The 13258-nt window shown below is 48.7% G+C and carries 10 protein-coding genes and 2 pseudogenes (1 of these 12 running past the window's edge); 8 read left to right on the forward strand and 4 right to left on the reverse strand.

Going from position 1 to position 13258, the window contains the following annotated elements; genetic code table 11:
- The first annotated feature begins 211 nt into the window (after positions 1-211).
- The 6 genes and pseudogenes from COW20_04290 to COW20_04315 all read left to right on the forward strand — a co-directional run bounded on the left by COW20_04290 (position 212) and on the right by COW20_04315 (position 8139).
- The gene (locus COW20_04290) at positions 212-1666 is read left to right on the forward strand and encodes a hypothetical protein (protein PIW49879.1); all 1455 of its coding nucleotides are present in this window, start codon (positions 212-214) and stop codon (positions 1664-1666) included.
- Positions 1667-1903: 237 nt separating this feature from the next.
- Positions 1904-2332 (forward strand): annotated as a pseudogene (locus COW20_04295) (flagellin).
- Positions 2333-3952: 1620 nt separating this feature from the next.
- Positions 3953-4408: a hypothetical protein gene (locus tag COW20_04300; protein ID PIW49944.1), complete on the forward strand. Its 456-nt coding sequence runs from the start codon at positions 3953-3955 to the stop codon at positions 4406-4408.
- 101 nt (positions 4409-4509) lie between these two features.
- Complete coding sequence (locus COW20_04305; GenBank protein ID PIW49945.1) at positions 4510-5406, forward strand: DNA-binding transcriptional regulator OxyR; 897 nt, start codon at positions 4510-4512, stop codon at positions 5404-5406.
- A gap of 102 nt (positions 5407-5508) precedes the next feature.
- Entirely contained in the window at positions 5509-7551 is a 2043-nt protein-coding gene (locus COW20_04310) for a hypothetical protein (GenBank protein PIW49880.1), read from the forward strand.
- Positions 7552-7620: 69 nt separating this feature from the next.
- Positions 7621-8139, forward strand: coding sequence for a hypothetical protein (locus COW20_04315; protein PIW49881.1), 519 nt, complete (start codon positions 7621-7623; stop codon positions 8137-8139).
- 7 nt (positions 8140-8146) lie between these two features.
- Here COW20_04315 and COW20_04320 read toward each other — a convergent pair whose 3' ends face one another.
- Positions 8147-8761: an SAM-dependent methyltransferase gene (locus tag COW20_04320; GenBank protein ID PIW49882.1), complete on the reverse strand. Its 615-nt coding sequence runs from the start codon at positions 8759-8761 to the stop codon at positions 8147-8149.
- Between the two features lie 223 nt (positions 8762-8984).
- Here COW20_04320 and COW20_04325 point away from each other — a divergent pair, with 223 nt between their 5' ends.
- Both COW20_04325 and COW20_04330 read left to right on the forward strand, forming a co-directional pair.
- Positions 8985-9992 (forward strand): hypothetical protein, encoded by a 1008-nt coding sequence (locus COW20_04325; GenBank protein ID PIW49883.1) that lies wholly within the window; start codon positions 8985-8987, stop codon positions 9990-9992.
- Positions 9943-11235, forward strand: coding sequence for a carboxylate--amine ligase (locus COW20_04330; protein ID PIW49884.1), 1293 nt, complete (start codon positions 9943-9945; stop codon positions 11233-11235). Before COW20_04325 ends, COW20_04330 begins: the two co-directional genes overlap by 50 nt.
- 6 nt (positions 11236-11241) lie before the next feature.
- Here the strand turns inward: COW20_04330 and COW20_04335 are convergent, their stop codons facing one another.
- From COW20_04335 to COW20_04345, 3 genes and pseudogenes are all read right to left on the reverse strand, one after another.
- Positions 11242-11553, reverse strand: coding sequence for a hypothetical protein (locus COW20_04335; GenBank protein PIW49885.1), 312 nt, complete (start codon positions 11551-11553; stop codon positions 11242-11244).
- 16 nt (positions 11554-11569) lie between these two features.
- Entirely contained in the window at positions 11570-12025 is a 456-nt protein-coding gene (locus COW20_04340; protein PIW49886.1) for a hypothetical protein, read from the reverse strand.
- A 940-nt stretch (positions 12026-12965) separates the two neighbouring features.
- Positions 12966-13258: pseudogene (locus COW20_04345) on the reverse strand (translation initiation factor IF-2) (it continues 187 nt past the right edge of the window).

Consider the following 13258-nt stretch of genomic DNA (forward strand, 5'->3'; position numbering starts at 1 on the left):
GAGCTGCTAAAAGAATAAGCAGCCCAAAGTGTCCGTCATCTGTCCTTTACCATAAGGAATAAAATAGTCGAATATTGAGAATCATTTTTCAATATTATATAATTTCAATATTATATAATTCATGATTATGATTGTCAGTAAAAATTTCTGATTAAAAACCCAAGGATGGGTTTGCTGAATTCATCACGATTTTGTTTCACGGAGGAAACATATGGCTCTTCGCATCAATAGTAATATTTCTTCGCTGAATGCCCAACGGAATTTGGGCAGCAGCAATGTCCAACTCTCAAAGACTTTAGAGCGTCTTTCTTCGGGCCTGCGTATCAATCGAGCCGCAGATGATGCCGCTGGGTTAGCAGTTTCTGAAAAACTGCGCACCCAAATCAAAGGCTTCAGCCAAGCCACCAGCAATGCCCAAGATGCAATCAATTTAATCGCAACCGCAGAATCAGGGCTGGATCAGAGTTCCCAGATTCTTCAGCGCATGCGCGAACTCTCCATTCAAGCAGGGAATGACACCCTGGTGAACGCCGATCGCGCGAAAATCCAGGAAGAGATCAATCAACTCCGAGTTGAACTGACCCGCATTGCCGAAACGACAGAATTCAATACCCGCAAACTGCTCGATGGCAGTATTGCCCAGGCCACAGGCAAAGCCAATCCAACCGGAGAAATCAAACAAAATCTGAGAGTGGGAAATACCCTGGCCACCGTGCCTCAGATGCAGGATTTCTTTTCAACAATTACGCTTCCCACTGCTGGAGCTGGCCCAGGTATTCCTGCCACCTTTGATCTTGAATTAGAGGACAATAATCGCGTTGCAGTGGTCACTCAGTATAATGTGACCGGTCTTCCCGGTGGACAATGGTATGCTCCCGCGACACTTGATATGGCATTTGAATTTAAATTGGTCAGTTACCAAGCAAATAGCAGCGCCCCCGTCAGCGTTGCCATCGAAGTCTATAATTCTGTAAACGGATTCCTGTATAGTGTGGATACCAGTGATCCCGCTTCATTTTTAGAGCCCAATGCCGGTCTTGGTACCGCGCGTGGCGGTTGGGAAGCGGGCATTAGCGGCGGAAGAATTCCGGCAGGCCAATCCGTTCTTTTTCTATCTTTACGTCCCCCCGTAGACGGCCTTTACACGACGGGAGAAGCCGTTGGAATCGTTCAGATCAACAACCCTACCACCCTGGATATCGGCAAATCAGCCGTGATTCAGATAACGCCGCCTCGTACAGTGGTCACCACCGACAGTTCTCTGACCTTTCATGTCGGAGCCAACGAAGGCCAATTTCTTAAAATGGGGGTTCAGGATATGCGCGGAAAAGCGCTGCGTATGGAAACCCTCAATATTCTGGGCAGCACAGACCAGGACAGCCGTCTCAAAGCCCAAAATGCCATGGGTGCCATTGATTCTGCGCTGGAGTATGTCAATACCAACCGCGCCCGCCTGGGGGCCTTTCAGAACCGGCTGGAATATACCATTCAGAATCTGCAGATTTCTCAAGAGAACCTGACCGCTTCTGAATCGCGCATCCGAGATGCAGATATTGCGATGGAGACAGCCCAACTCACCCGCGCCCAAATTCTGGTGCAGGCTGGTACCGCGGTGCTAAGCCAGGCCAATATCGCACCACAATCGGCCCTGAGTCTTTTAGGTTAAGTATTTTCTCCGTTTGCATCATTTGAGTGGATTGTATTCTGATCTCAATAAATTAAGCGTCAGGCATAGAAACATCGTTTATTTTTATGACACATACAGAACATTCGTTTATAATTTATTAATATATACAAAACTGTCTCACGGATGAGACAACAGTTTCAAAAACTATAAAACCGTTGAATCGCGCAAAGATACTTTCAAACAGCGATTTAATCAACAGAGGAGACACGGATGGCTCTGTATATCAATAGCAATCTCACGTCTCTCAACGCTCAGCGCAATCTGGGTATCAATAACTCCAAACTTTCTAAAACCCTGGAACGCCTGTCCTCGGGCCTGCGCATAAACCGTGCAGCCGATGATGCTGCAGGGTTGGCTATTTCTGAAAAGTTACGCACCCAAATCAAAGGCTTGAATCAAGCCACCAGCAATGCCCAAGATGGGGTCCATCTGGTACAAACCGCAGAAGGGGGGCTAGAACAAATCTCAGGCATTCTGCAACGCATGCGTGAACTTTCAATTCAAGCAGCCAATGATACGCTGGTGAATGAAGACCGGGGCAAAATTCAAGCAGAAATCAACCAGTTGCGCACTGAAATTACACGGATCTCCCAAACCACTGAATTTAATACGCGAAAACTCTTAAATGGCAGCATTCAATCTTCACAAACAGATTTTCAAAATGCCCGTGCAGTCCTCACCAATAATATTCGCGTTGGCGATGCTCAAAACCTTCCTCTGGATATCCGCAATTTTGTCGCTGGCATTCAAAGTCTCGCTCTCAATGCCACAGTGGATCAAGCGATTTCTTTGAAAATTGTCAACCTCTCATCCAGCCTGCCAGAGGTCGTAGGGCTTGAAGTGCGTTCTTCAGTCTACGGCCTTCTAACGCAAATACAAGACTTACCGACGTTAGGCAGTACCAGTTTTGGAATCTCGCTTTTGGGCCCCAGCAATACCAGCAGTCTATTGACCCTCGATATCAACAAGGGGGGATATATCAGTGGAATCACCGATCGCTCCACCCCCCTCAGCAGCTTGATATTAACAGAAAGGCTCAGCCCTGTAAACGCTGGAAATATGAGTCTGACAGTAGGTTCTACCGCATACAGTATCGCCGTCGATCCCAATACAGACACCATCAATAGCCTCTTGGCCAAAATCAATGCCTTGAGCAATGCCAGCCATACTTTCTCTGCCACTTATGATGATGTAAACAGTCGTTTCCAAATCAGCGTCTCGCGTACCAGCAACCCGCCAAATATCTATACAGCCACCACCAATTACTCCAGCACCCCACCAGCAGCTTACAGTGGTGGAACACCAGCTCCGGCTCCTTATCCTGGTTTTACACTGCCAGCCGTTGGAACGCTCTATGCCTCAGTGGTAGATTTTCCCGATCTCAACGCTCTGAACCAAAATACTGATTTTACCCTCAACTCAACTGGCGGCAATCTTACCGCTCTGTTTGGCGGAGTGACCACCGTCAACCGCCAGATTACAGCCTATAGCACCAATACTTATACAGGCACCGCCACGGCCACGGGCGTGAACTCAAATTATGATCTAACCTCCACACTTGACTTTTCATCCATCTCAAGCAATTCACGCACACAATCCAATGCCTCCTTTGCCGCAGGCAATACTTGGGGCAGTTATGGTCTGGCCGCAGCCGACACATTACAAATCAGCGTACAAACTTCAAGTGGTGGATCTTATACTGCCAGTATCGTTGTGAATCCAGGCGATACGGTCGGTGCCAGCTTGACCGCCTTGCAAACCGATCTCAATACAAACGCCAATGGAGGGGGAGACAACTACGCAGTGTTTCTCGGCGTCGGCGGAAATCTTGTCGTTTCCCATGATATTAGCCAAAACTACGCAGCAGGCGTTGCATCCCTGACCAAAACGCTCAATAACTATATCCCCCCCAATGCGCCCATTCCCTTTGGCGGCACCACAGGCCCCAATAATTTTGGGCCTGGCAGCCCAGGTATCAACGCCTTTTATCCAAACCCTGGCGGTGTAGCTCCTGAATTTGATCTTTCGCTCAGTTTTGGCGGCAGTACAGGCTTGCAGCAGGCCCTGTACTTAAACACCCTCGCTGACAATGCTGATACCCGCAGCAATACTTACGCAGGTGCAGTCACCTCAAACGGCGGCGATTCCTATACACTCACAACCACACAAACAGAAATTCATAATCCGGGCAACAATTCAACCCAAAGTGCAATTGCCGTTGGGGGCCCCTTTAATTTAACAGAGGCGGATATCGGCAAAGAAGTCATGGTTCAGATCTTCGCTGAACGCAAAGAAGTGCGTGAAGACCGCAGCCTGACCCTGCAGATAGGCGCAAATGAAGGTCAGTTTCTCAAACTGGGCATTGATGAAATGAGTTCACATGCCCTGCGGATTGAAACCCTGAATATCTGGGGAGCCAATGATCAGGACTCTCATCTCAAAGCCCAAAATGCAATTGGCGTGCTCACAGAAGCTCTGGATCAGGTCAATTTGCAGCGCAGTCGTCTGGGCGCACTCCAAAACCGCCTGGAATATACGATTCAAAATCTACAGATTTCAAGAGAAAATCTCACGGCCTCTGAATCCCGGATTCGGGATGCGGATATCGCAATGGAAACAGCCCAACTCACCCGCTCTCAAATTCTCGTTCAGGCTGGCACAGCGGTCTTAAGTCAGGCCAATAGTGCGCCGCAATCGGCCCTCAATCTTTTAAGGGGCTAAACCTCATTCTCAAACGGCGAAGATTTCCTGCATTTCAATTGATAAGCACAAACACTTAGATTATAATTTTTAATAGAAAAAGCAAATGATTGGTCAAAGCGATGAACCTGCGCGACCTAGAATATCTGATAGCCCTGGATGAACTGCGCCATTTTCGCAAAGCCGCAGAGAAATGCTATGTCAGCCAACCCACCCTCAGTGGTCAACTCAAGAAATTGGAGCAGGAACTGGGCGTTCAATTGGTGGAACGCACCCGTCACAGAGTCTTTCTCACCCCTGTAGGCCAAGAAATCGTCAACAAAGCCCGCAGAATCATGCAGGAAGTCGAATATATCCAGGAATTGGCCCAAATGGCTGGAGACCCCCTGCGAGGCCCCTTGAGAATTGGGCTGATTCCCACCTTGGGCCCCTATCTTTTGCCTTTGATCATTCCTGCTATCCGCAAAGGCTTGCCTGGCCTGGAACTCTATCTGCATGAGATTCAAACCGCTGATTTACTCAAACGCCTGGCCAGTGGCGAACTGGACGTAGGTATACTGGCCCTGCCGATTGAAAGTGAACAAATGCAGATTCGCAGCTTATTTGAGGAGCATTTTTGGCTGGCGGTTCCCGAAAATCATCTGCTGGCCCTGCAAAAAAACGTGAAGCTGCGTCAGTTGGCCCAAGAAACCATTCTCTTGCTCGATGATGGGCATTGTCTGCGCGATCAGGCACTCGATGTCTGTACCATGGCGGGCGCGCGTGAAAAAGCCAATTTCAGGGGCACCAGCCTCGAAACTTTAAAACATATGGTCAGTTCAGGCAATGGCATTACCCTTATGCCTGAATTGGCCATCCTGACCCCGGAACCCGAATCCAGCCAGATTCGCTATTTACCCTTTGAAAATCCTGCTCCTGCCCGAGAAATAGGCTTGATTTACCGCAAAAGCTCACCGCGTAAAAATTGTTTCGATAAATTGGCCAAAATCATCCAAGTTGCAGTGAAATTAAAAATTTAATCAATGCCAGAGGCACTGTTTGACCCAGGTCAAGGCCAAAAACAGGCAGACATGGTATACAGCATCTAGAGCCCCAAAGCTCAACTTCCTCAGGAGCACCCCATGCAAACGCCCTCACCCAAAGCTTGGTTTTTAGGCCCCAAAGCCGAAAACCAAGAATATTTTGAACGCACCCTGCTTGAAACCTTTCGTGACTATTGCTATTGGCGGCGAAACTTTCACCCCGAAGACATGGCCTATATCCGTTCAGAAGACCGCCTGCAACCTGAGTTTTTACAATATCAGGAAACCCTGAGCGATCACCTCTTCGAAATGCTTTCCCAACTCAAACGCAGTATTCCCTTTTTCAGCCCGCGTTACCTGGGACATATGGCCAAAGATCTGCTCATGCCTGGCACTTTGGGGTATATCGCAGCGATGTTTTATAACCAAAACAATATCACCCGCGAAGCAGCCACGATCACAACCCGTTTTGAAGCCGACGCCCTGAAAATGATCGTCAAAATGTTAGGCTATAGCCCCGAAAAAGCCTGGGGACACCTCTGTTCCGGGGGTACCGTCGCCAATATTGAAGCCCTCTGGGTGGCCCGCAATGTGCGTCTTTTCCCCTGGCAGGTAGCCCTGGCCCGTCAGCGCGCAGATAAAGAGCTCCAAGCCCGTTTGGAACAGTGTGTAGAAAGCTTGATTCCCGATTTTCCCTGGGACAAGCCCTCACGCCTGCCTGTACACCAAACCCTCACCCTTTCCGCTCAGCTGATGGAAAAGGCTGCACAGGATTCAGAACTGGCTTACCTGCTCAATCAGGTATCCGTCGTCAACTTGGGTTTGATTGGGTTTTCTCAGGCTTGTCATCTTGAGTTAGGCGCCCCTCCATGGAATTTACGCATTGCCTATAGCCAAAATGCCCACTATTCGCTACGTAAAAGTCTCAGCCTTTTGGGTTTGGGAGAAAGTGCAGCCCTTCAAATCCCCTTGGATCAGCACCTGCGCCTGGATATTCAGTCCCTGCGTGAAACGCTCTTCAATCTGCCCGAAGAGGATCTGCTGCTTGCGGTTACAGGTGTCTACGGTTCGACAGAAGAGGGCGCACTCGACGATTTCGATCAATTGGTCAACCTGCGCAAAGAATTTGAAAATGCCGGCAAAGGCAGTTTCTGGCTGCATGGCGATGCCTGTTACGGTGGCTATGCGCTCTCGCTTCTGGATCAGGGGCAGGAAGAAGTCATGGAACCTGCCGCTGTACTCCAGGCCTTTTTACAAAACGTGGCCCGCAGCGCTCAAACACGCAGTGGTGAAAAAAGCTTTTTAGCCTGGGATTTAAATCGTTGTCAGCGTTGGCTGAACGTCTCCAATGCGCTCTCTCAATGCGATTCCATTTCATTGGACCCGCATAAACTGGGGTATCTCCCCTATCCTGCGGGTTCAGTCGCCTATCAGGACTATCGCGCACGTGAGTTTATCCGCTGTGATGCCCCCTACCTCAATGCAGAGCCCATGCTGGATGGAGATTATTGGAATACCCCTTACCCAGGCAAATACACCCTTGAAGGCTCACGTCCGGGGGCAACATCAGCAGCTGTCTGGCTGGCCCATCAAACGGTCCCGCTAAACCGTGAAGGACATGGCCGTCTGGTCGCCGGCACCCTGGTGGGGGCAACCTATTTACAAGAAACCCTGAAACAGGTCATTGCGGAGGAACTCCCTGGTATTCACTGCCGATTTGTCACCCCCGATGCAGATTTGAATATCCTCTGTTATACCTTCAGCGGCCATTGGAAAGGTTCGCCCATCAGCCTCAGCCAATCCAATCATTTGGTCACAGAACTCTATCAACGCCTCTTGGCACGTGAGGTTCTTCCTCAGCAAACCCAAGATTTTATTGTGTCCATGACCCGTCTGGAAGCTGAAACCTATGGAAGAGAGCAAATCGCGAGAACCTGGCAAAGAATCTCAGGCCGCCCGCTTGAAAACCATGAAAACGCCTTGGCCCTGGTTCGCACCGTGGTCATGGATCCCTTTTTAACCGAAGCCATGACGCGCCCGGATATGCAACCGCCCCAAGTTTCATTGGCGCGTGTTTTTGCAAGCACGCTGGCCAGTCAATTGCGTAAAATTCTCAGCGAAATTCATGCTTTAAGCACGTGACTTGGCCTTTCTGCTTGGAGAGAGGCCTGACACATGCTAAAGTAATGAAAAAAAGGATGGAGCTGACGCATGGCCTATTTACTCGATGACTTCAGCCGCGAAGACGAAGTCTCCCTGTTTGGCACCGAGTGGTTTGTTTTTTCAGATCAGGTCATGGGAGGCATTTCTCAAGCTCAGGCCAGCCATCAACAGAGCCCTGATGGCCCCTTGCTGCATTTTGGAGGCAAGATCAGTCTGGAAAACCAAGGGGGGTTTATTCAACTGGCCCTGCCCCTGATTCATTCGCGCTATCTTTTTGATGCCCGACATTTTCGGGGGGTACATCTGCTCGCACGGGCCAATCAACGTGAGGGTTGGTATATTCATCTGCGCACCAAAGAACTGAGCATGCCCTGGCAACACTATCGCGCGCCCTTTTATCCCTGCCCGGATTGGGAAATACATCAAATTCCCTTTGAATTGTTTTATCCGGTGGGAACAGGGCACCCGCTCAATTTAGAACGTTTGACCCGGATCGGAATTGTCGCAGGTCAGAGAGCCTTTCAAGCCGATCTGGAACTTAAACAAATCGGCTTTTATCCAGGCTAAATTGCAGTTAAAGACGTTCGATCGTCACCAACCAGGCTTGGGCCTGATGGGTTCGTGTTTCAAAGCTGCTGGCTTCGATGCGGTGAATCTTCCATCCCGCTTCAAAGGTCTTTTCAAGTTCTTTACGTGAAATGCGACGGGGCCCCTCTTCACCGGGCTCATGCTCGCTCATGCAGAGCAGATAAAAGCGACTGCCAGGAAACATGACATGGGCCAAGCCACGTAAATATTTTTTACGTTCCTTATCCGTTAGAAAATGAAAAAGTCCACTGTCGATGACCGTGTGAAAACCTTCACCCAGTACTTCTAATTCCAGCGCATTGCCTACCACAAACGTAGCTTCAGCTTGATAATCCACTGATTTCTGACGTGCTGTGGCAATCGCTTTTTCAGAGATATCGATTCCCCAAACCATATGGCCACGCAAGGCCAACATTAAAGCATTTTCACCCGTTCCACAGCCAATATCAAGCACGTCACCGACAATATTTTCTTGATTTGCAAGGGTTTCGAAAACGGCTTGGGGTTTACCAATCTCCCAGAAAGGGAGAGATTGTGATTCAATGGCAGAAGCCACAGTCATTGGCAGGGATGCTGGGCGAGTTTTCGTCGCTCTGGGCATGTTGTAATCTCCAGTTATAGAACTGTCAACCTATTGTACCGGCCTATCGTCACAAAAATGTGACATTCCAACAACAAGAGAAAAAAATCATCTGTTTAAACGCTAAATTTTTAAGCATTGGCAAATAAAACCCATCCAAACTGGGGCAAGAGGGAACTATTTCCCCTTCAAAACACGTCCCTGATCCTAATATCCCCCTATCTCTAAATGGAGAATACCCGCCATGCGTTCTTTGCCTCTGTTTCTATTGTTCAGCCTGATGTTTTCAGGCTGTGGCATTCTGCTTCAGTCCCCCCTGGGAGACAAACAGGAGATCCAACTCACCGGCAAACTATCTGATGAAGAGGGCACCCCCTTCCAGGGAAAGGTTACCCTTCAAACTTCACGACAGACCTATACTGAAAAAACCAATCCCCAAGGAATCTTTGCCATCAGTCTGCTCGGCTTTGAAAGCAAGGGTTTACTCAATCAAGCTGAAAAGATCAAGGTTCAAGCCCAAGCTGAAAATGGCAGCTCCGTTCAGCAAAATATCCGTTTGCTCAGTCCAGAAACTGAATTGAGCCCGATGCGTTTTTGGAACGCCCTGTCTGGCCCACCTGATCAGGCCCGGCTCAAATCGGCACCACAATTCAGTTGGAAAGCCGCCCATGAAACGCCCGACAGCTATGGGGTTGAATTAAGCAGAGACGGTTATGGCGTGATTTGGAGCCAAACAACCTCTACACTTCAAAGCCAGGTTGTTCCTCAAAACCTTTTAGAAAACCAAGCCAGCTACCATTGGAGCATCAGTGCGAATTACCCAGACTATCAGGCGCGAAGCAGCGTCAGGCATTTTAAAACAGAGAAAATTGTCGATGTGATTCCGATTTTTTTGGCCCAAAGTGGAGGCAAAAACTGGCCCCAATTTCATGATGGTCTTTATGAGTATCAACTCTCAGAAGCCTTTGAACTCAAATCAAACCAAGCCATCGAGCTGCTTCTGGACTTATCTAAGTCACACACGGTGGGTGCCGTGGTCATTGCCAGCAGCGGTTTTTCTGCCACTGCCCAAATTTCGATAACAGACAGCGCGGAAAGCCCAGCCTCAACAGCCGAAATCAGTGCCAAATTATCAGGCTATCAGGCGCTTGAACTGCCCGCGAACAGCCACGGTCGATACATTCATCTGCGCTTTATTGGCAATGCGGGTTTTCTCAATCTGCACGAAATCAGAGTGCTTGCGCCGCAATAATTTATCAAAATTGACGATACAATACTTATCACCACTTATTGCAGCTCTCAATTCAGAAAAAAAGGAAATCACCATGACCCATTTTGTTTGCCTTTCCCCCCATTTCCCCCCCAATTTTAAAACCTTTTGGCTGCGTCTGAAAGAAGCCAATGTTCAGGTTTTGGGCATTTCAGACAGTCCCTGGGAAGAATTGGGGCCTGAACTTCAAACACTATTGACGGAATATTACCGGGTTGAAGATATGCACAATCTCTCCCAGTTGGAAGCAGCTTGCCAGCATTTTATCAAGCGCTATGGAAAAATTGATCGCTTGGAATCGCACAACGAATACTGGCTCGAAACAGAAGCCCATTTGCGCACGGTTTTTGATATTCCTGGCCCCCGCGCAGAAAATATCCGGGATATCAAAAGCAAAGAACGCATGAAAGTGCTTTACCGCCAAGGAGGCATCGCTGTCGCGGAGGGTGCAAAAGTCTGTACAGAAAAAGAATGCCGTGATTTTATCCAAAAAACGGGTTATCCCGTTGTCGTCAAACCAGATATTGGCGTGGGTGCAGCCCGTACCTGGAAACTGAGCTCTGAGGAAGATTTACGTCAGTTTATTCCTTTCTGCGATGGCACCGCCTATTTAATCGAAGAATTTATCGAGGGTGAACTTTATTCCTTTGATGGCCTGACCGATTCCCAGGGCAAAATTCTGTTTTCAGCCAGCCAATACTTTAACCATGGCATCATGGAAATCGTCAACAAAGATCTGGATCTTTACCATATGGTACTCAGAGAAATTCCAGCAGAATTAGAGGCCTTGGGGCAAAAAGTAGTCAGAACCTTTGGCATTCGGGAACGATTTTTTCATTTTGAATTTTTTCATCGTCCCGATGGACGTTGGGTTGCGCTGGAAGTCAATATTCGGCCCCCAGGAGGCCTGTCTATGGATTTGTTTAACTATGCCAATGATATGGATCTTTACAAAGGCTATGCAGAGATGATCCTAACGGGAGCGCTGCACCAAACACCAAGCCGAAACTATTTTGCAGCTTATATTGGCCGCAAACATAGACAGAACTACCAACTCAGTCATGATGAGATTATGCAAAAATTCAGCAAGGAAATCATTCACCATCAAAATATGGCCAAGATTTTTTATCCTGTGATGGGGTATGGAGGCTATTTAGTAAAGTCCCCTGACCAGCAGCGGATTCACGAACTGGTCAGAGAAATTCACGCCCTCAAAGAGGCTTAAAACGATTTATTCGCCTGTGGCTTTTTTCATGGCATCGTTGGTTTGCTGAGTTATTGAATTCATCCACTCACCCAGTTTGAGTGCAGCATGGGCAGCACCCGCTGTCACCAAAGCGCCAACGGTAATTGCTCCTGTGGGCAGAGCAGCGGGCAAGGCAATCACACTGGCGGCTTCAGCAGCCAGCGCAGTTCCGCCGGCAGCGGCAGTACCCAGCGCAACATTGCGCAAAGTACGCAGACTGTCTAAGCCTTTCTGCGCACTTGACTCTTCCGTTTTTTGCGCCGCTTGGGCTTGGTTGACATTATTTACACTTGGCATCTTCAATCCTCCAAAATTAATCAAACATAGAAATCGTGGTATCTGCAGAACCCTTGAGATTTTTAGTCATTTGCACAGAATCCTGCTGCAGATCGGTCAAGATCTCCCCCACCAGGGCCTTTGTTTCTGAAGAAACAGTTCCCAGGCGTTGTTCTATCATGGCCGTGGCCTGATCGACTTGGGCAAAAAGCATCACAATATTCTCTAAAATCTGGGGATCGCGTTGATGCACGTATTCCCGCGCTTCAAGCGCAGCACCCGCCATCACGTCCAAACAGGCCAAAAGACCTGGGCGAATGATTTGCTCCCAATCCTGACGATCCTGTGCGCGAACAGCAGAGGTCATCAATTGGGCTTTCTTTTGTTCACATTGGGCCTGAGCCCGCTCTAAACCCAGAAGATATTCTTGCTCAGAAATCTGAGCCAATTGAAATGCTTTAATTAAAGGAACGATTCCTTGGGGCACTGACATAGGCCATACTGCCTTCTCTCAAATCTTAACCGAGGGCCGTTCCTGATAAACAAGCACAGGAATGACCTTCAATCATTCCTATTATCGCATGGAAAAGTAAAATACTTGTTTCAAAAACGCCCAACCCAACAATGCCTTGGAGTGAAAAGCACCACTTTACGGCATCATCGGCCCGCTGGATTTATTCAGCCTGAACCACAGGTTGAGCGGTTTCTGAAACAGGCCCAGAAAGCACAGCATGGTTCTTATAGACAATCCCACCATTGCGCAACTCACCCATCATTTGGATAAAGTCGTTGCTTTCACCCGGATATTTGCCGTTGATCGTCACCATATATTTTTTCTTCTGACTGGCGCTGAAAACGCTCATGACAAAAAGTGTGTCCTCGATCATCAGCACCTGGCCAATGATTTCAACTGCATTTTCAACGGGCAGGGTACGACGCAGATTGGCAATTTTAATCGTCGGAGCTTCATCAATCTGACGGTATTGCGCTGCTTTTTGAGAATAAGTGGGCCAAAAAGCAAACATAATTTCACGTTCCAGAAATTTCTGAATCGGGTATTTGTTCTGAAGATCACGCCGACGTTCGTCTTCGAATTTATATTTAAAGCCTTCGATTTCGATCACGCCTCGTTTTTTGCGGGGATCGACTTCTAAAATGGTGCCTTTGGCCATACCGATTGCACGTTGAAAGTCTTGTGTCAATGGGTGTTCTGGCAAAAGAAAAAGTGATTCTTCAATCGTAATCGGTGGGCTTTGGCGACGGGGAGTGCGATCAAAACGGGGTTGACGATCGCGGTTTTGATAGCGGTTATCACGGTTGTCGCGGTTATAGCCGCCTTCGCGCGGGCGATAATTGTTGTCGCGGTTATAGCCGCCCTCACGCGGTGGGTAATTGTTGTCGCGGTTATAGCCGCCTTCGCGCGGGCGGTAATTATTATCGCGGTTATAGCCGCCTTCGCGTGGGCGATAATTGTTGTCGCGGTTATAGCCGCCTTCACGTGGGGGGTAATTGTTGTCGCGGTTATAGCCGCCTTCGCGTGGGCGGTAATTGTTATCGCGATTATAGCCGCCTTCGCGCGGTGGGTAATTATTATCGCGATTATAGCCGCCTTCGCGTGGGCGGTAATTGTTGTCGCGGTTATAGCCGCCTTCACGGGGGCGGTAATTGTTGTCGCGGTTATAGCCGCCTTCACGGGGGGGATAATTGTTGTCGCGGTTATAGCCGC

It is taken from the genome of bacterium (Candidatus Blackallbacteria) CG13_big_fil_rev_8_21_14_2_50_49_14 (genome assembly GCA_002783405.1).
In the GTDB taxonomy this organism is placed as follows: Bacteria; Cyanobacteriota; Sericytochromatia; order UBA7694; family UBA7694.